The organism is Rothia sp. HMSC071B01 (assembly GCF_001808945.1).
Taxonomy (GTDB): Bacteria; Actinomycetota; Actinomycetes; order Actinomycetales; family Micrococcaceae; genus Rothia.
Window position 1 is genome coordinate 484,235 of the sequence record NZ_KV795070.1, and the last position, 19,651, is coordinate 503,885.

The following is a 19,651-nucleotide window of genomic DNA, read 5'->3' on the forward strand; positions in this document are numbered from 1 at the left end:
GGGCGGGGTTGTTGTTCGGAATTTTCCTTTTCTATTTTAGAGGGTTGGCGGCATATTTTCACTGGTTCGGCGCGGTTTTATGCTGTGCCTTGACTATTCTCACCCCGCGTTCGCTGATTGCGCGGAACCCCGGATACGAAGTACCGGCAGGGTGGAGCTTAGGGGGCTCTACCCTGCCGGTATTCTGCCGGTGATGTTTGTCTACGGTGTGTTAGTAGCCGCCTCGGAGAAGGTACGAGGTGTAGCAGAAAAAGACAATCGTCAAAACAATCACAAGAAGCGCGGTAGCGCGCGCACTTATGGCGAGGGAACGACCCCAAGGCAGCTTTCGGGTAGCGATCTTCTCAACGATGAGCGCCGCAAGAGCACAGTAGGTGAAGCAGACACACAGCAAAACAACAAACGAAATGATGAGAGTAGCCGTTGCTACCGAGGAAGATTCCCAATAGGCGTAATACATCCAGAGGTAGGGACTATTTGCAATGAAGAAGGCCGTGAATCCGCCGGTGGGGAGGCAGATAAGCGAGTACAGGCCCATGCGCTTAGGCTCTGCGGGCGCGGGTGCTACCGCCTCGGCAGGAGCCGCGGATGCGGCACCATCTACGGCGGGGTCTTGCGCGGGACTCTGGAGGGCGGTTGCGGTAGGTACTGCAGTAGCTTCTACCGTGGTGCTTTCTGCAGCGTTGTTCTGCACGGTGTTTTCCTGTACAGCATTGCTCTGCGCCGTATTCTCCGGCAAGGGGCTGCCCTGCACGGCGCTCCCCTGTGCGGGTGCTCCGGGGTTCTGGGGCGACTGTTCCATATGTCTCCTAGGGTGGTTGGTCTGGTGTGGTTATCGGTGATGTCGTGCGGTTACCGGGAAGGTGGGTTCTTACACCTCTAGCCCTTCGAGGGAGAATCCCGGAGGGTATAGCGGCGTGGCGTCCTTATCGTCTTCCACCAGCACCCAGCGGCCGCGCAGGTGCTCCGCACAGAGGAAAGCGTATTCTTCCTCACCGGTCTTCAAGAACTTATCGATGGGTAGCTTCTCCCCCGTTTCGGGCACGTAGAAGACAGCCTCATCGCGAATACGTCGCCTTGCCTGGTATTCGCTGATATTACGGCTGTTCTTTTGGCGTCTACCGATACCGGGAATCGTAACCTGTACGCGGTACACGTCCTGATTAGCAATAAGCCAGCCGCGGTTTTCCCGGTACAGCCGAAGAAGCTCAGGGGAAATGATCTCTTCCGGATTGATCACTTCAGAGAGCGGTTTGGTATCTCCGGTGTAGTAGAAATAGTTCAGGGCGGCATAAAAGTACGCCTGAAAAATATAGAAACCACCGCGGTTGTACTCGTTCATTCCCGGCTGCAGAACGGGGTACGGCACATTCTGAGCGGCGTGCTCTTCGGTGGCGGGCACGTACCTGCCGTTGCGTTCGTAGGCGGTGTAGACCATAAACCCCGCTGCGCTTCCACGGTCTACGTAACCAGCATCAAACTTCTCATCAGGTTCTAGAGCGATTAGTGCCCTATCCCATTTAAGAAGACGCATTTTCTGCTTTTCCTCATTGGTGGCGAGGATACCGGCCTGTCGACCGACGATGAGAGCACCGAGGGTGCCCACGCCTGCTACAGCGAGGGCACGACGAGAAAAACGGGGCTTCCGTGACTCCGACTGATGAGCAAGTAGCTGACCAGAAGATACCGGATGAGCTTCCTGGGAGGAATTCTGCTGGGCGCTCGTCTCCTGTTCCTTACGTTGGGGTCCCATGGTTATACCTCCTTTTCGGGGATGAAGTGAATATCCCATCCGGGATCGAGGAAACGCGAGCGCAGGGTACCGTAGATTGCTCCGTCGCGAAGGAGTCCGCGCGTGTCGAATTCGGTGATGGGCTGTAGCTGCCCGGTGTCTTTCCGGAAGACTTTTGCTTCGGGAAGGATGTCGAATTTGACGTTCCAGTCGAAGATTTTTTGTTCTTCGTTGTGGATGCGCGGTTGTGCTTCGAGAATGTGCATGGTCAAGATTTGTTGGTTGGGGGTGATGACCCACCCTTTTCCGTCGTCAAAGATATCTTGGATGGCGGGGAAGAATAGTTCTTCGGCGGTCATTGCATATTCGAGGCGACGCGAATCGGATGCCAAAAGCATATAGTTTTGGCATTGATAGTAGTAGATATTATAGAATTCCAAATCAGCGGACGTTAGAAATTTAGTAAACGTATAGCTGTAGTCTGGCGGCGGCGCAGAATATGCAGGGTGCTGCTGGTCTGCTGGGGTATAAATTCCAATCATGTCAGTATCGACAAGATGGTATGCTCCCCTATAGTCCTCTTGGTTGAAGAATTTTTTAGTCCACTCCGGGTCGACAGTCATTTCCTCTCCTTCTAAAAATATGTCTCTGATCGCCAAATGCTATTTTGAATTCACGAATCTATTTCGTGTATCCGGCGACAGAAACACCCTTGGGCAACAAAAGATCCCCTTGTAGATTTTCGTCAACGCTTACCCAGCGTCCATCCAAAAACTCTCCGTAGAAATCTATAGTTGGGTGGCGGTCAGTATGAAACATATCCCGAAAATATTTCACTTCGCCGGTATCGCGATACACAAAATAGGCGTCTCCATATATCGACAATTCCGTCTGCAGCTTGTATATTTTTCGTCCCTGAATCTCTCGGCTACCGTATCCGTGAGTTTCCACCATATACGATTCAATTTCTTGATCCGAAACAATCCACCCCTGGTTATTGGCTATAAATTCGTACACATTGGGAAAGATAACTTTCTCGGGGTCAACAATCTTTGCTAGGGGTTCAAGATCACCGGTCAAATACCCGTAGTTCTTGGCAGCGTTATAGTAGGCGAAGAACAAGTACATACCTGAAATATCGTATGTATTCATCTTCTCGCGGATAACTGGGTAGGGTACATTCTGTGCGGGTGCCTCACGGGTTGCGGGAACGTAGAGACCGTCCTTGCGGTATGCGGTGTACACCAGCCGACCAGATAGACCTGCTGCAGTATTCTTGTAGCTTTCCTCTGCAATTGTTGTTGCAGGCTCGGCGGCGGCTAGTGCTTGGTTTCGCTTCCATGAGGCATCTTCTTGCGCGATTCGCTCGTTTAGCGAAGCTTTCCAGTTTGAGCCAGCCACATACAGACCCGATGCTGCGGCAGTGCCTACTACAGCAGATCCCAGTAACAGGGCACGACGAGAGATTTTGGGGTTCTTTTTCTGCTCTGATGGGTTATTGCCGGTTGAGGATTCCCGAAGAGCAGGAGTGTTATTGTTTTCCTTCACTGTTTTCCTTTCCTTTAGTTCCCCTGCACTGGGCCATATGTGGGGGTAAAGTTGACTTCCCACTTGGGGTCCAGGAATCGACACACCATAGTTCCGTAGATGGACCCACCTGTAACAATGTTGCGAGTGTCAAAATCAGTAATCGGGTAGAGCTTTTTCTCCCCCACGATAAAGACTTTCGCCTCTGGTTTCAGGTCGTATCGAACGTTAATTTCGCATACGTGATTTGCTTCATCCACAATACGGGGCTGAGGTTCAAGAATCGTGAAATTAAGAATTCGCTGGTTCGGGGTAATGACCCAGCCACTAGCGTTGTCGTAGAGTTCTTGAATGGTGGGGAAGAACAATCCGCCTAACATATTTTCAAGATGAAGTCGTCGCGAGTCTCCGGATAGAAGCATGTAGTTCTGATAATTTGCATAATAAGTGACCGCGATATTCATGGAAGAAGCCGTCATATTACACTCATATGTACTGTTGTAGTATGGGGGCGGCGCAGCGTATGCGGGATGTTCTTCCGTTGCCGGTTCATATATGCCGATATTAAATACATTTTTCGGATCATTGATTGCCTCGCGGTAATCATAATCGTCATGGAATGGTTTTGCGTAGGCATTGTGCTTCAGAGAAGCGCTAGCTGTTGCCGAAGGGGTTTCTTTTGATTTATTCTCTTTGGTTTTTGGCGTGGATGAGCAGGCACTCAAAGCTAAGACGCCACCAGCTCCAAGTGCACTCTTTATAAACCTTCTACGAGAAGTAGGGTAAATAATGCTCACAACAATAATCCTTGAGGTTACATAAATTTTCTACATTTGTATGAGTTGAAATATTCACTGAATCAACTCAGGAAGAACACTCATTGTTCAGATAACAAATGAGATCACTAAACGAATAAATACCTTTAGCGAATCAACATCTGACTTGTCTGAGTTAGATGCTTGAGCCGCATCGTGAGAACCTCAGCGCTCTCATCTTTAAAAGGCGCAGGGACGGCATGAGCCTGAAAAGTAACCATGTATTTAGCTTCCGGAAGTTGAAGTTGATGTGACGGTGAACGAGCTTCGTCGCCCACACTTCAAGGTAACACACGCACGTTCTGCACACGAACTCAGTAGGACGGATTCCACCTCCCATAGCCAACCGCGAAGAGCCCACCAGGAAAGCCCAGCAAGAAACCCCCGCCAGCACAGTACCGAAAGTACTGCCCGGCGGAGGTTTCTAGAGAAACTACAGCTGCCCAAATCCTTGCGGGTAGATTGGCTCGTAGGTGTTGCGGTTGCTGTAGCCGTCGCGGTCGTAGTTATCCATTCCGGGCTGCTGAATAGGGTACGGCATGTTCTGAGCCGCCTGCACCAAGGTTCTGGGGCGACTGTTCCATATGTCTCCTAGGGTGGGTGTGGTGTGGTTATCGGTGAGGGCGTGCGGCTACCGGGAAGGTGGGTTCTTACACCTCTAGTCCTTCGAGGGAGAATCCCGGAGGGTACAGCGGCGTGGCGTCCTTATCGCCCTCCACCAGCACCCAGCGGCCGCGCAGGTGCTCAGCATAAAGGAATACATATTCTTCCTCGCCGGTCTTCAAGAACTTATTGATAGGTAGTTTCTCTCCTGTCTGTTGTACATAGAAATATGCATCTTCAGGGATAAAGGTGGATCCCTGGTATTGATATATCTTGCGACGGTTTTTAGACCGCGTACCGATTCCGGGAATCCTAATTCTTACCTGGTAGAGATCCTGGGCAGAAACAATCCACCCAAGATTTTTCTGATACATTTCAAGAATCTCTTTAGATACCACTTTTTCAGGGGTAACTAATTCGGACAGCGGTTTTGTATCTCCCGTGTAGTAGAAATAGTTCAGGGCAGCATAGAAGTATGCTTGGAAAGTATAAAAACCACCGCGACTATATTCATCAATGCCTGGCTGCTGAACGGGGTAGGGCACGTTCTGAGCGGCGCGTTCTTCGGTTGCGGGCACGTACCTGCCGTTGCGCTCGTAGGCGGTGTACACGAGCAGACCGGATGAACTTCCACTGTCTACATAATCATCAAATTTTTGTTCAGGTGCCAGTTCGATAAGTGCTCTATCCCGTTTAAGAAGGCGCGCTTCTTGTTTTTCCTCATTGGTGGCGAGGATACCGGTCTTTCGACCGATGATGAGGGCGCCGAGGGTGCCCGCACCTGCTATTGCGAGGGCACGACGAGAAAAACGGGGCTTTCGCGACTCTTGCTGATGAGCGAGTAGCTGACCAGAAGATACCGGCTGGGCTTCCTGGGAGGAACCCAGCGTTCCGTTCGTCTCCTGTTCCTTGCGTTGGGGCTCCATGGTTAGGCCTCCTTTTCGGGGATAAAGTGGATGTCCCATCCGGGATTAAGGAAACGGGAGCGCAGGGTGCCGTGGATTGCTCCGTCGCGGAGGAGCCCACGCGTATCAAATTCGGTGATGGGCTGTAGCTGCCCGGTGTCTTTCCGGAAGACTTTTGCTTCGGGAAGGATGTCGAATTTGACGTTCCAGTCGAAGATTTTTTGTTCTTCGTTATAGATGCGCGGCTGCGCCTCAAGGATATACATGGTCAGGATTTGCTGGTTGGGGGTAATAACCCAGCCTTTCCCTTCTTCAAAAAGGTCTTGAATGGCGGGGAAGAACATTTCTTGGGCGGTCATTGCATATTCGAGGCGTCGCGAATCGGATGCCAAAAGCATATAGTTTTGGCACCCATAGTAGTATTCACAGAAATATTTTAAAATTTGAACTGTAAATATAGGATTGTATGAGAAAACATATCCCGGTATGGGTGAGGAATACGCAGGGTGCTCATAGTTAGCAGGAACATGAACCCCAATCATATCAGTCTCACCCAAATCATACTTACCCCTGTAATCTTTCCCGTCAAAGAATGATCCATATACATGATTTATTACAGGCTCCATATAAACTCTCCTCCTCACATCGTACCAACAGAAATTTTAGCTCTTATAGAGCTCATATGCTCCACGTGTAATCGAATTACTTTTTGAGGTATTCGTCCCCGTATACAACCCCGTTCCTCCCCTTTCATTAGGATTATCTTCAAGAGCTACATAATCCCCTGTGTCGAGATGCACCGCAGTATCATAACCATGGCCATTCGAAATATTATTCCTAGTAGCATCAACATAAACATTCATATCATGAGGACCCAACACACCAGAAACGTTGGGGCTCTCAACAACATGTATTTCTTGAGCAGGATCTTTAATTTCTGCCTTATTTTGGGGAGCAAGAGAAGGGACTGGGTCCTGAGCATTAACAACTGAAACATAATTAAATTTATGCTGCAGATCCTCCCTCTGGCTTTCAAGATTCGCAACAGGCGAGCCATAAGTCACCACGCTGGAAACTTTATACTTACTATTAAATTCCTTATTGTTAGCCAAAGAGTATGCCACAGCACCACCCTGGGAGTGACCCACTAGAACAACTTGATCTACACCCATAACATCGGCTTGATGCATTGCATTTTCTACCATACGGTGATATGGGGAAAGTTCATCTATGGGTTTATCAGAAGTGTTTGCCCCTAGTCCCAAATTATTTCCAATAGACCCAAGCTCACCTTGCTTATCGCCAAAATCTGTTCCTGGAATATATACATACGCAATTTTCTCACCTGTATTTTTATTTTTATAAACATCAATCTGAACAGAAGAATAACCTTTATCTCCTTCAGATTTTTCCATCTCCTTAACATGAGGATTGTCGTTAACCGAATTCATACGCTGCGCCACCTCATAATCACTTTTGGGCGGAATCGGCGGGATATCGCCACTCTGGCCATATTGCCTATGGACATTTAGATCTTCAATTTTAGGGGAGAATGTGTCGTCCCATGCCTCCCTATTAGTAAAGTAAACGCCAGCTGAGCCAAATACGAGAGGACCAAAAAAGAAAAATCTTCCCAGATCTCTTAGTCCTGTTGCACCAGCAGCGTTAGCTTCACTTCTTTGCCTGAAGCCAGATGCTTGATGTTCTCTAAAATCTATCACCGACATCGGGCGCAAACCCCACGGGTCAGCTAGAGAAATAGGATTCCAGCCCACAAACGAATTTACATCAATGCCATGTACAATACCCGGCACCGAGCTCAAAGCATCGGTGGACACAAAACGGCGCACGCCAGCATCAGCTACACGGAAACCCATAAAATCAAGGCCAACAATATTGACTGAGGAAGCTGCCGGACCAGCACTAACCATGCCAAGGCCGGGAACAGTAGGAACAGTAACTACATCACTTTCCCACGGATTAGAAGACATAGACCAGCCCAAGCCATAGCCCAGTTCCTCCGCAGAAGAGATCTTCTCCAGCACAGAACCAGCACTCATTCCGCCCACACCCAGCACCATAGGTACAGATGAAACAGCGTCCCACATCAAAGGCATAGACGAACCGGAGACATCCACCGTAGTGCTAGGATGCACGGAGGCAAGCTCACCAGTCATGTCATGGTGCAGTGACCATTCTTCACCGCCCTGGCGAATAGCATTCACCTGCCCCATAACATCCCAGCCAAGGGTACGTTCACGGCGCTGTCCAGTCAGCTCGTCCGTGGTCACCTCACGGACGCGCTCACCGGCAGCGTTATAGAAATACTCAGTTCGAGAACGATTCTGGGCAGTACCACCTGCACCATACTGCACCTCAGAAACAGCGCTGAGCAGACCAATTGAATTATGGCTGAAGGCGCGTTCCAGCAGCAGGGCGTTATTTCCCTGCTCACAATTATGCTTATACAATGCCTCGGCGACCATCATGCCGTTTTCGTAGGTCCAGGTTCGCTCCTGAACACCATCCGATACAGAGATGAGAGCACCCGAAGCATCATAACGATACTTCATAGTGTGTGCCTCAGGCTTATTTTCTGCACCTTCAAGAGTGCAGACAGCAACCTGAGAAGAAGCGTTACGTTCCACATGAGCAACAAACGTACTTACAGGTGCACTACCAGTTCCCAACTCATGGGTACCGGTACGCTCTACCTTGTACTCCACGGGAACATGCTTAACAGGATCGAGTTCCCACACGGTATAAGTGTCATCTGTACACGCCGAAGTTAGGGCACCACACGGAGCATGGGTAAATTCCATCTCCCTGGTACGAGCAAAGACATCCTTAGACTGGGCGTGGCGCACTCGACCTGCGCCGTCACGTATCCAGCGAACTGAACCGTACGGGTTGCTACTCATTACCAGAACGCCATCAGCATCGTAGGTATAGTTCAGCGTGTACTCACCACGCTGCTTAAACGCTTGCAAGGCATGGAGAGTACGCTGGCTCGCGTCCGGGGCGCGAAGAATACCCGTGGTGTGATCAGCAATAGACACCGTACTTGAGATGCGCTTCATGTTCATATCACCATGGGGTACGCGAGTACGGCTCAGCAACCTGCCAGATGCAGAGTACTCATAGATATGCTCTGCCTTTGCATCATTTACCGAAACCTTCAACGTGCCCTGCTGAGAGCCACGTCCATTCATCAAGGAATATTCAAAAGTTCCCTGAAGTTCACCATCAACAGTGACCGAACGGAGCACACCCCCGCGAGCGTAATCATACTCAAACGAACGGATACGTTCGCCATCGTTCATCGTCAGAAGACGGCCTGCAGCATCGTAAGAGAAAGTACGTACGAGAGAGTCTGCCGCACTTTCAACCGTAAAACTTGTACCCGAACGTTCTTCACGCAGAAGACGTCCTGCCGCGTCCCATTCATAGCTCGTTACGATACCCGCAGGCGTAATCCAGCGCAGAGGACGTGCGAGCGCATCATACTCACAGCGGGAGGTACCACCCAAAGCGTCATCAACGCTCACAAGGCGACCTGCCGCATCGTATGAGAAAGAACGAGTACCTTCAACACTATCTTCAATACGTGCAATAAGTCCACGTGAAGTGTAGCTGTAGCAGGTGACCTTCTCCCCCGTATCTTCTTTAATGCGTCGGCCAGCAGCATCGTAGGTGTACTGTACAAGGCGCGACGGGGTAGCTGAAGTATCTGCAGAATCCCGAATGGTCTTCTCTAACAAACGACCTGCGAGATCGTACGTAAAGATAGTCTCCAGGTAACCCTCATCAGTATCGAGCTCGGTCGTTTTCTTGAGGGTTTTCTGGCTGGTACAACGGCCTGCCGCGTCATATTCAAAGAAAGTCTCTCGACCAGCTACACTGATGCTACGACTCATACGTCCCTGAGCATCGTACTCGAAGCTAATTGCCCCGCCATCGGCAGAGCTAATCTGAGCAATCTGACCGTGAGTGTTATATCCAGCCTGCGCAGAGCTATCAGATGAAGAGTTGAGAAGGATAGAGGCATCCGGCATGTTCAGCTTAGGAACGGGCACCCCAAAGAGAACCGCCATATCCTGACGGTTCTCAAACATCGTAATAACAGACGGAAGATGAGCAGCAGTAAGGGCGCTATCGCCTCGCGATACGTTATCGCGGGAACCCAAAATAGTGGGAACACGAAGTTCCGGCTGCACCAAGCTCCACGACGCCCAAGGACCCGCAGGACGCTCAGAAGGCTGCTTACCTGCTGAAGCAAGCCCCGCAAGAGAAGAGTTAGAGCGCAAAGATCCAGCGGGACCCAGACCCGGCACCATATTCATCAGAGAATTTGATGCAGAGACAACTCGTCCCAGGGCATCGGTTACAACGGCGTAGTTACCAGGCGCGCCCTCAACTCGCATTGAATACTCACCGTGAGAGCGCGAGTGGGTAATGCTCAAAGCTACACCAGTAGCGTCCACAATGCGGCTCAGGTCGCCAGTTAGAGAATATTCGTATTCGGTACGAGCCCCGCAGGGGTCAACGATAGCGACGAGCTGCGAGAGTTCGTCGTATTCATAATGGGTCTGGGCTCCTGTGGCATCAGTCATGGAGACAACGTTGCCCCAGGTGTCGCGTTCAACACTGGTTCGGTTACCCATAGGGTCAACCACAGCACTTAGGTGACCAGCTGAGTATTCAAAAGTAGTGATGTTACCTTCAGGGTCGGTCAGCGCTGTCAAGTGTTGCTCGGAGGTCGGCGTAGCATTCTGAGCTGCCTCTTCATAAGACAAACCCCAACGAGCACCTATAGCATCGGTCACTGCGCTGAGGCGCCCGCTCGCATCCCACTCAAAATACTGGGTATCTCCGAGAGGATTAGTTACTGAGCGCAGGTTGCCAGCAGCATCATACGAGTACTGCGTTTGCGCACCACTAGAGTCCGTGGAGCTCAGAAGCTGTCCACAGTCATTGTAGGTAAAGTGCTGTTTGGATCCTGATTCATCAGTGACGGCGGTGCAATGACCGGCGTTGTCCCATTCAAGATAAGTTGTATTGCCTCCGTTACGGGTAATAGTCAGGGGGTTAGGGTCCAGCGGATTCTGGGAGTAGGTATAGCGTGTTTCAGCAAGGATGCCTGCACGCCGATCCTTATTCATAATTCGGTGGGCAAGCATACGGTCGTACTCATCCCACGTATAACGGTGGACCGCACCTTCCGGAGTATTCTCCGAGACAAGGCGAGCACGTTCATCATAGCTACGATGCGTCACAGATCCGTCACGCTCGCAGATATAGGTACGGTAACCGTAGGAGTTGTATCGCATGGACTGGCGGCTTCCGTCACCAGCCACGAGGGAAACAAGCTGACCGTGTTCATTCGAACGCCAAATATTAGCGTGCTCACCGGTTTCGGAATCTTCAATCACGGTCATCAGACCGTGCTCATAGCGGTAGCTAATATTTCGACCATGCTCGGTCTTCTGGGCTACGATGCGACCGTCAGCGTCATAGCTATTCTCAACCTCGCAATATCCCGTTTCATTCCAGACACGGTGGATAAGGTTATCCTCCGTCTGTTCATAACGGCGGGTACCATCAGGTCGCTGAACTTCACAAAGTACGCCAGCAGAATTGTAAATATAGCGCGCATCGTTCAGCTGGCTTTCGACCTGTCCTGATGAATGTTTTTCAAAGGAACCTTCATTGAAGTTATTCAGAGACGCAGCAGATACAAAACCCTGGGCGTCATAGCTGACAACAATGCCCTGCGCGCTAAGAGGCTGAATCAAAGCGATCGGTCGCTGAACTACGAATTCCCCATCGGCATTAGCCTTTGGGCCACGGTTATAAAGAGCAACTACAACTGAGCTGGGGTGCCCCTCCATGAAAGCAACCAATTCACCCGAAGGCGCGTACAAATAACGGCTACCAGAATGGTTAGTAACTGACCAGTAGTATGTGGGTTCAGGCGATTCTGCTACTTCAAAAGATTTCGGCAGTAGATGATGGGCGGACTTGACCGCTTTATTCACAGCAGAGTACAGGGCGTGACAAAGCACCTCTTGTCCTTCGGTATTTTCTTCGAAGGGCGCAGAGGCTGAATTCACATTATGTGTAGGTGCCGCGTCTAGAGCCGACTCGGTTACCTTCTCCAACCAGTAAGGAGCATTGGGAGTCCGGGCATACCCGCTAGCCGAGTTCATATCACGTTCAAAGACGAGTTCACGACCGTCGGCAGTGTGCCATGAGATGCTGTCAGAGTTTTGCTCAAGCCGGCTATCCAGCATGCTTGACCAGCCCTTACCAAAAGCGCCACGAGGGGTATTCGGGAGGGCAGCGAGAACACTGTTGTAGGTGCGCTCAAGACGCAACACAGGGTTTACACGAGAGCGAAGGTCAACTTCGCTTTCAATGAAGTTACCGGTTGCAACGTTGACGGGGTCATTTGCGTAGCCAGATGAGATATTTACACCGGTAATACTCATTCCAGGAACCTGCAGTAGGTGATGCATGGGAATATCATCATGCATCAGCTCATTCAGAAGGTTCATATCGAGGCTAAATTGAGCCTTTGCCCCAGGTCCTGAAAGATCTGCATGATGCTTCGCTGATGCATTGGTTAGGTTGCCATGAGTCGCAACATCAAGCATCACCTGAGCAACTTTTCCTAGCCAGGTAGCATCTTCATGCACATCTTCAATCCAGGTGTGCAACGCAGCAATCAAAGAATCAGCGTTAAAAGTTCCCCATGAAGTATTCGAACGGAACTGAGCATAGGTGGACGCTACGCGAAGCTGCACCTGGTCAAGTTCAGCATTCATAGAAAGAGTGACCTGACGATGCTGATACGCATTGTGCGGAATGATAGAAACCGTAGATCCATCAGAAGCAAGCGCAATCTGGGTATTCAAATGCTGAGTACCCTGTGCAGAAGAGTTTGCCTCGGCAAACTGTCCGAGAGCGCTTTGAGAAACTCCCGAAGAAACTGAGTTACCCTGAGCACCAGTGAAGGGGTCAGCTACAGGTCGTGGAGTGTAGACCTCAAAATGCGGGGGACTGGATGGTATAGGACGAGGAGGGATCTCCAGTTTGTAGTCAGAATTACTCTTATAGTTATATTGATACCAAGGAGTGGTCTGCCTCTCATGGATTGCATGTTGCTTACGCCTTTTGAGTTCCTCCCATTCAGTAATCTCTCGACGAATACGCTCTTCCTCCCGGGCAGCTTTGATATAAGTCTCCATATTACGAGCTGCGTTGCTAAAGCATTCCTTAAACTCGCGCAACAGCGCAAATGACGAAGCAAGCTTTGCCCTATACACTCGTGCATAGCCACCGGTGAACCCCTCCAGAGCGAGCTGAGCGGCACCACAAGTACCGTCGGCGCCATAGCGGGCAGGGAGCTGATGCTCGATTACTTGAGTTAGATGCGTCAAATGTGTTTTGAGAGCCTCGGCGCTCTCAAAATCAAAAGGAACAGCTTCAGTATTAGCGTGGACATAACCCATTGTGTATTTACTTCCGGAAGTTGATGTGACAGTGAACGAGCATCCTCGTTCACATTCGTTGCATGTGTGTCCTCACTCGGTGACAGTGAGAATCACACACCTTTCAAGGTAACACACGCACACTCTGCACACGAACTCAGCAGGACGGATTCCACCTCCCCTAGCCAGCCGCGAAGAGCCCCCCTGAAAAGTGCAGCAAGAAACCCCCACCAGCACAGTACCGAAAGTACTGCCCGGCGGGGGTATCTAGAGTAGCTACAGCTGCCCGAATCCTCGCGGGTAGATCGGCTCGTAGGTGTTGCGGTTGCTGTAGCCGTCACGGTCAACCACAATCACCCACTGCCCGCGCAGATGCTCCACAGCCAGCGAGAAACGCCCCAGATACCTCAAATATTTGTTGACATCCTGCTTCTCACCCGTCTCAGTCACGTAAAACGCCAGGTCCGTAGCCTTAGTCGTGTACAGGGTGCTCACCAGAATATTTCGGCTCGTATTTTTAGCCTTTTCACCGGCGATAAGATCATCAACAACGTTGGCGTTCAGCACATTCTTATCAGCCGAAATAACCCACCCGCGCTTCTCCCTGTACAGGCGAAGAATTTCGGGATGTAGCACCTTTTCGGGGTCTGTGACCTTGGAAAGAGGCTCCGTGTCGCCCGTGTGGTAGAAGTAATTCATCGACGCAAAGAAGTACGCCACGAATGCGTACAAGCCGGCGCGGTCGTAGTTATCCATTCCGGGCTGCTGGATAGGGTATGGCACGTTCTGCGCCGCCTGCGCCTCGGTGGCAGGAATGAAGCGGCCCTTACGCTCGAATGCCGTGTAGACGAGCGGCCCGGAGGAAGGCCCCAAGGTACGGAGCTCATCGTACTTCTCCGTGGGTTCCAGGCTCACAAACTCCTGGTCCCGCTTCTTATCGGCTTGGGAATCCGAGCTCATCGTATTGAGCAGGTTGACACCCCAGCCAAAAGCCACCGCGACGAGGGCGGCACCGGCGAACACGCCAGCCCGTATAAACTTGGCGCGAGACAGCATAGATCTCATGTACGCTCGTTGCTCGTTATATCCGGGTCCGCCGTATCCGGGTCCACCAAAGTTATTCGTCATGATGCCCTCCCCTAGCTCAAACTATTTTCTGGGATGAATTGGACGGGCCTCCACTCATTCGTGAATTGTGTGCGTAGAGTCCCGTGTATTGCGCCGTCACGAATCAGGCCGCGCGTATCAAAATCGGTGATGGGATACACCTGATTTGTGTCCTTGCGGTACACCTGAACTTCGGGAAGAATATCGAACCGCACATTCCATTCCACAATTTTTAGCGTCTCGTCAATGAGGCGCGGCTGCCCCTCCAAAAGGTTCATGGTCAGAATCTGGGGGTTAGGGGTAATGACCCAGCCTTTACCTTCTTCGTAGAGGTCCTGAATGGTGGGGAAGAACATTTCCTCGCTGATATTGTCCATTCTCAGAACCGCAGGTTCCGAGGCGAGAATCATGTAATTCTGGCAGGCGTAGTAGTAGCCCAGGTAGGGGCGCAGGTTCCTCGCCGCATAGTGCCTCGGCCTGTACCTCACCCCCGGCGCCGGCGCCGAGTAGGCGGGGTGGTCCCGGTTTGCGGGTGTGTAGGGCCCAATCACGCCATCGGCAACGTACGGGTATGTTCCGGTGTAGTCTTTTTCGTCAAAGAGCGCTTGAGCGTTTACGGTCATTCTTTGCCTCCTTGGATTCGATGTTCACTAGTTGCCGTTTTCATAAGCTGCCGAGGTGGTCCTGGACTGCTCGGGCGGCTGGGTTCAGCACCTGGGCGTCTTCGCCCGCCTGTATTTGCTTGCCTGTATTTGTTTGCCTGTGGAGGTGCGTGCGCTCCCTGTTTCGCTCCCCCGCGGCAACCGTATGGGTACCGCCCGGTGAGCGCCGGGAACCTCTATATTTCCAGTCTAGTAAAGCTGCTCTGTCCCTCTCGGATACAGGCGGCGAATCGAGGGAATCCACAGCAAATAGCCAGGAAACAGCCCCACACCCTGCCCGCGCAGGATTATCCGGGCATGAGCGGGCATGCAGAAACCCCCGCCGGAACGGTACCGAAATACCGCCCCAGCGGGGGTTCCTTACACTAAAACCGTGTACTAAATCTGTGCACCCAGATTAGGCGCCCAGTGCCTCCAGGCCGGGCAGGGTCTTACCCTCAATGTACTCGAGGGAAGCGCCACCACCGGTGGAGATGTGGCCGAACTGCTCATCCTTGAAGCCCAGGTTACGGACTGCAGATGCGGAGTCGCCACCACCAATGATGGAGAACGAGTCAGAGTCGACGATAGCCTGAGCCACTGCGCGGGTACCCTCAGCGAAGGGAGCAATCTCGAACACGCCAACGGGGCCGTTCCAGAAGATGGTCTTTGCACCCTTGATCTTCTCAGCGAAAATCTCGCGGGTCTTGGGGCCAATGTCCAGGCCCTCAGCCTCTGCGCCCAGCTTGCCGCCGGTCAGGTCCTCAATCGGGCGAATCTCGGTGTTAGCGTCAGCGGAGAATGCGTCAGACCAGACAACGTCCACTGCGGTGATGATCTCGGTGCCCTTCTCGGGAGCTTCCTTCAGGTAACGCAGAACGTTGTCGACCTGGTCCTTCTCCAGCAGCGACTGGCCAACCTCGTAGCCCTGTGCGTATGCGAAGGTGTAGCCCATACCGCCACCAATGAGGATGGTGTCAGCCTTACCAATCAGGTTGTCAATCACGGCGAGCTTATCGGAAACCTTAGCGCCACCCATGACCACGACGAAGGGACGCTCGGGGTCGTTCAGGGTCTTAGCCAGAACGTCAACTTCCTTCTTCACCAGGTCACCCAGGTATGCGGGCAGACGCTTAGCAACGTCGTAGACAGAAGCGTGCTTGCGGTGAACTGCACCGAATGCGTCGTTCACGTATGCGCCGTTCTCGCCGGTCAGTGCGACCAGCTCGTCAGCGAACTCGCCGCGCTCTGCGTCATCCTTGGAGGTTTCGCGTGCGTCGTAGCGGACGTTCTCAACGACCAGAACTTCGCCGTCAGCCAGGGCTGCTGCCTTAGCCTTTGCGTCCTCGCCTACCAGGTCGGTTGCAACCTTCACGGGCACAGATGCCAGCTCAGCCAGGCGTGCAGCTGCCGGTGCGATGGAGTACTGGGGGTCGACCTTGCCCTTGGGGCGGCCCAGGTGTGCGGTCACGATAACGCGTGCGCCAGCCTTGGCAAGCTTCTCAATGACGGGCAGGGATGCGCGGACGCGGCCATCATCGGTGACAACGCCGTCCTTCAGGGGTACGTTCAGGTCGGAACGGACGAGAACGTGGCGGCCTGCGACGCCTTCTTCGAGCAGTTCGGACAGTGCCTTAGCCATAGGAATTCCTCCTGGATAGGTGGGTTTATATACCGTTTCCATCATACCGAACATTAGGGTGATTGACAGCCTAAAAAATAGCTTTTATATGGTGTTTTTCCGCAGAATATCGCGGATATTGGCACTCTCTAAAACCTATTTTCTTACGGTATTTTTGACCCAAAATGGGCGACGGAAAATAGTATGTTTATACGTTTTTTGGGTTTTATTCAAAGCCCTCATAAAGGGCCTTGGTACAGCAAACCCCGACTCCCCCGCTTGATGCGGTGGTGCCGGGGTTCACTATGCGTTAGTTACGCGGGGTGACGCTTACACTCAGTGAGCGTCGTAAGCCTATTGGGGCTTAGAGGGATGCCACAACCTTGTTGGTGAACATCACGAGGCGCGAAACGTAGCCGTACTCGTTGTCGTACCAAGCGATAACCTTCACCTGGTCGCCGATGACCTTGGTCAGCGGTGCGTCGAAGACGGTGGAGATGGATTCACCCTCGATGTCCTTGGACACGATGGGATCCTCGTTGTACTTGATGATGCCCTTCATGGGGCCCTCAGCTGCTGCCTTGACTGCTGCGTTGACTTCCTCAACGGTGACCTCGCGCTCAGCGGTGAAGGTCAGGTCGGTGATGGAGCCGGTGATGGTGGGAACGCGGACTGCGAAGCCGTCCAGCTTACCCTTCAGCTCGGGCAGAACCAGGCCAACAGCTGCTGCTGCACCGGTGGAGGTGGGGACCATGTTCACAGCTGCTGCGCGTGCACGGCGCAGGTCGCGGTGGGGAGCATCCTGCAGACGCTGGTCAGCGGTGTATGCGTGGATGGTGGTCATCAGACCCTGCTTGATGCCGAATGCGTCGTTCAGAACCTTAGCCATCGGAGCGAGGCAGTTGGTGGTGCAGGATGCGTTGGAGACGATGTGGTGGTTAGCTGCATCGTACTGGTCGTCGTTCACGCCCATGACGAAGGTGCCGTCGATGTTCTTACCGGGAGCGGAGAGGATAACCTTCTTAGCGCCAGCCTCGATGTGTGCCTTTGCCTTGGTACCGTCGGTGAAGAAACCGGTGGACTCGAGGACTACGTCAACGCCCAGGTCCTTCCAGGGGAGGTTCTGGGGGTCACGCTCAGCGAGGATCTTGATTTCCTTGCCGTCAACAACCAGTGCGCCTTCCTTGACCTCAACCTCTGCGTTGAAGCGACCCATGATGGAGTCGTACTTCAGCAGGTGTGCCAGGGTCTCAACATCGGTGAGGTCGTTGATTGCGACGATCTCGAAGCCGACGCCCTCGGTCTGAGCTGCGCGGAAGAAGGTGCGGCCGATGCGGCCGAAGCCGTTGATTGCTACGCGTACGGTCACTGGAGTATCTCCTTGTCAGTGCGTTGGTGGCGGTGTACGAATCCGATGCCTTGTAGGCTCTGGTTTGTCGGATTCGTCCGTGCTCTATGTTGCCCGGTGTGTTCCGCCGTTGTTGGTAATAATCCTACCCTAGTTTGTGTGTGTTTTGGTGTGTTCCATCAAGAAATTTTTGTGAGTTGCGCCATAAAAATCGGCAAAAACCCGTTGTTTTCTGTTGTTTTACGTTGTGTTCGCCCCTAGAAAATGTTGCGATACGGTCACGGCAACATAAACACACACGAAACACACATTTGCTAAAAACCGCGCCATATCAAGGCAAAATATGAGGGTAAAAAATACCCTTTCACCTGCGAATGGGTTTCAATGACACCCAATACGCTCGCACACGGTGCAAATTCTCACCCAAAAACAGACGACCCCAAAGTAAGACACACCACAGCCTTAAAGAGGGCTAAATACGCTCCAGGCACACAGTTTTCGTGTCGCCCGCGGCGCATCATACGGGAACACCCCGCAGGAACACCGCATGGGCACATCCGCGGATACACAGTACAAGTACACCGCACGAGCACACAGCACGGGTCAACACTGGCACGCTGGAAAGGCGGCTAGTACACGATCCTAATAAACGACCAGCGCCACAGCACCCAGGCCCGAATGAGCAGACAGTACCGGCGGGAGCGCGCTCACCAAAAACTCCGGTGCCGAAGAAGCGACAGAATCATGACCCAGGGAGCTCTCCCCCAGCATCTGCTGAACCTGCTCATACAGCTGCACCGCCTGCGCCGCATTACCCACATGATGCACCGCAACCACCTCACCACGCGGGGTTGCTTTGAGAGAAAAACTGGTGCGGGAAAAACTGGCAAGAGAAGAATCCATGTCAGGTGCAGCCACAGAGGTGAGAGCCGCCGCATGCTGATGCTCACGGCAGGTCTGCACGGTCACCTCCACCAGACGCTCCAGGGCGCGCGCCGCAGTGCGGGGGCGCTCCACATACGCCAGCTTACCCTCGGTAATCGTGCCAATCGGCTTAATCTGGAACATCTGACCCACCATCGCCAACGCCGGGGAAACACGGCCACCGCGACGCAGAGCATCCAGGGTCGGGATATAGAAGTAGAGAGTGGACTGCTCGCAGACGGACTGAATGTAGTCCACCAGCTGCGCGGGACTCGGACATTCAACACTCGCGCCTGCGGATGCAGAGTTCAGCACCTCCAAGGCGCGCACCACCGCATGACCGTAGGCACCGGCGACCGTGCGGCTATCCACCACGCTCACGCCCTTAGAACCCAGGCGGCTCAGGCGAGCACCGGTGCGTGCCGCCTCCACCGTGCCCGAGAGTTCACCGGACAGATGCACCGACACCACATGCGTAAAACCTCGCGACGCCAACTCGTCATACACATCAGCAAACACGCCCGGCGCGGGCCCGGAAGTGCTCACCGTCTGACCCATCACGTGCGCGAGCATAATCGCCTCGTCCACCTCGGCGGTGGTCAAATCCTGCAGCTGACGATCCGGCTCACCGGGCGTGCGAATAGTCACTGGCATCGGAGCCAGCACAAAATTACCGCGAGCGCTCAGGCGCTGCACGAGCTCCGGGTCAAGGGCGGCGGCGCTATCGGTTACCACGGCAATGCGGGGCGCATTATCCTGCTCGTGTGCAGGATGTGCCCGCTCAGCATGTTTCTGCTGAGTATCCTTCTGGCTCATTAGTCCCTCTCCCCTGCTGGTTATATTCACGACACAACTATTGTGTCTGGCGTCTCATTGTGGGCTTCTACCACCATAGCCCCGGCAGAGCAGAACGTCCAGGTTCAACGCGCTAAAGG

General features: G+C 52.8%; 13 protein-coding genes. All 13 read right to left on the minus strand.

Annotation, left to right across the window (positions count from 1 at the left end):
• Positions 1-211: 211 nt before the first annotated feature.
• The 13 genes from HMPREF2527_RS03500 to HMPREF2527_RS03565 all read right to left on the minus strand — a co-directional run bounded on the left by HMPREF2527_RS03500 (position 212) and on the right by HMPREF2527_RS03565 (position 19,532).
• Positions 212-802: a hypothetical protein gene (locus HMPREF2527_RS03500; RefSeq protein ID WP_049345376.1), complete on the minus strand. Its 591-nt coding sequence runs from the start codon at positions 800-802 to the stop codon at positions 212-214.
• A gap of 69 nt (positions 803-871) precedes the next feature.
• The gene (locus HMPREF2527_RS03505) at positions 872-1,753 is read right to left on the minus strand and encodes a DUF6318 family protein (RefSeq protein ID WP_070506355.1); all 882 of its coding nucleotides are present in this window, start codon (positions 1,751-1,753) and stop codon (positions 872-874) included.
• Positions 1,754-1,755: 2 nt separating this feature from the next.
• Entirely contained in the window at positions 1,756-2,355 is a 600-nt protein-coding gene (locus HMPREF2527_RS03510; RefSeq protein WP_070506357.1) for a DUF6318 family protein, read from the minus strand.
• A 58-nt stretch (positions 2,356-2,413) separates the two neighbouring features.
• Positions 2,414-3,280 carry a DUF6318 family protein gene (locus HMPREF2527_RS03515; RefSeq protein WP_049341304.1) on the minus strand — a complete coding sequence of 289 codons (867 nt, stop codon included), beginning with the start codon at positions 3,278-3,280 and terminating at the stop codon, positions 2,414-2,416.
• Positions 3,281-3,294: 14 nt separating this feature from the next.
• Entirely contained in the window at positions 3,295-4,056 is a 762-nt protein-coding gene (locus tag HMPREF2527_RS09675) for a DUF6318 family protein (RefSeq protein WP_141744437.1), read from the minus strand.
• 668 nt (positions 4,057-4,724) lie between these two features.
• Complete coding sequence (locus tag HMPREF2527_RS03525) at positions 4,725-5,603, minus strand: DUF6318 family protein (protein ID WP_070506360.1); 879 nt, start codon at positions 5,601-5,603, stop codon at positions 4,725-4,727.
• Positions 5,604-5,605: 2 nt separating this feature from the next.
• Positions 5,606-6,208: a DUF6318 family protein gene (locus HMPREF2527_RS03530; RefSeq protein ID WP_070506363.1), complete on the minus strand. Its 603-nt coding sequence runs from the start codon at positions 6,206-6,208 to the stop codon at positions 5,606-5,608.
• A gap of 36 nt (positions 6,209-6,244) precedes the next feature.
• On the minus strand, positions 6,245-13,096 hold the full coding sequence (locus HMPREF2527_RS03535; protein ID WP_083294452.1) for a DUF6531 domain-containing protein: 6,852 nt from the start codon (positions 13,094-13,096) through the stop codon (positions 6,245-6,247).
• 255 nt (positions 13,097-13,351) lie between these two features.
• Positions 13,352-14,140, minus strand: coding sequence for a DUF6318 family protein (locus tag HMPREF2527_RS03545; RefSeq protein WP_246822939.1), 789 nt, complete (start codon positions 14,138-14,140; stop codon positions 13,352-13,354).
• 74 nt (positions 14,141-14,214) lie between these two features.
• Positions 14,215-14,805, minus strand: coding sequence for a DUF6318 family protein (locus HMPREF2527_RS03550; protein WP_070506373.1), 591 nt, complete (start codon positions 14,803-14,805; stop codon positions 14,215-14,217).
• A gap of 436 nt (positions 14,806-15,241) precedes the next feature.
• Positions 15,242-16,465 carry a phosphoglycerate kinase gene (gene pgk, locus HMPREF2527_RS03555; protein WP_070506375.1) on the minus strand — a complete coding sequence of 408 codons (1,224 nt, stop codon included), beginning with the start codon at positions 16,463-16,465 and terminating at the stop codon, positions 15,242-15,244.
• Positions 16,466-16,808: 343 nt separating this feature from the next.
• The gene (gap, locus tag HMPREF2527_RS03560) at positions 16,809-17,813 is read right to left on the minus strand and encodes a type I glyceraldehyde-3-phosphate dehydrogenase (RefSeq protein WP_012903599.1); all 1,005 of its coding nucleotides are present in this window, start codon (positions 17,811-17,813) and stop codon (positions 16,809-16,811) included.
• Between the two features lie 621 nt (positions 17,814-18,434).
• Positions 18,435-19,532, minus strand: a complete 1,098-nt coding sequence (locus tag HMPREF2527_RS03565) for a DegV family protein (protein WP_246824757.1) — start codon at positions 19,530-19,532, stop codon at positions 18,435-18,437.
• Positions 19,533-19,651 lie beyond the last annotated feature (119 nt).

Bases quoted from the DNA above. Each gene is read 5' to 3' on its own strand.
- HMPREF2527_RS03500 (WP_049345376.1), bottom strand. From the start codon at position 802: ATGGAACAGTCGCCCCAGAACCCCGGAGCACCCGCACAGGGGAGCGCC.
- HMPREF2527_RS03505 (WP_070506355.1), bottom strand. From the start codon at position 1,753: ATGGGACCCCAACGTAAGGAACAGGAGACGAGCGCCCAGCAGAATTCC.
- HMPREF2527_RS03510 (WP_070506357.1), bottom strand. From the start codon at position 2,355: ATGACTGTCGACCCGGAGTGGACTAAAAAATTCTTCAACCAAGAGGAC.
- HMPREF2527_RS03525 (WP_070506360.1), bottom strand. From the start codon at position 5,603: ATGGAGCCCCAACGCAAGGAACAGGAGACGAACGGAACGCTGGGTTCC.
- HMPREF2527_RS03530 (WP_070506363.1), bottom strand. From the start codon at position 6,208: ATGGAGCCTGTAATAAATCATGTATATGGATCATTCTTTGACGGGAAA.
- HMPREF2527_RS03535 (WP_083294452.1), bottom strand. From the start codon at position 13,096: ATGGGTTATGTCCACGCTAATACTGAAGCTGTTCCTTTTGATTTTGAG.
- HMPREF2527_RS03545 (WP_246822939.1), bottom strand. From the start codon at position 14,140: ATGAGATCTATGCTGTCTCGCGCCAAGTTTATACGGGCTGGCGTGTTC.
- HMPREF2527_RS03550 (WP_070506373.1), bottom strand. From the start codon at position 14,805: ATGACCGTAAACGCTCAAGCGCTCTTTGACGAAAAAGACTACACCGGA.
- pgk (WP_070506375.1), bottom strand. From the start codon at position 16,465: ATGGCTAAGGCACTGTCCGAACTGCTCGAAGAAGGCGTCGCAGGCCGC.
- HMPREF2527_RS03565 (WP_246824757.1), bottom strand. From the start codon at position 19,532: ATGAGCCAGAAGGATACTCAGCAGAAACATGCTGAGCGGGCACATCCT.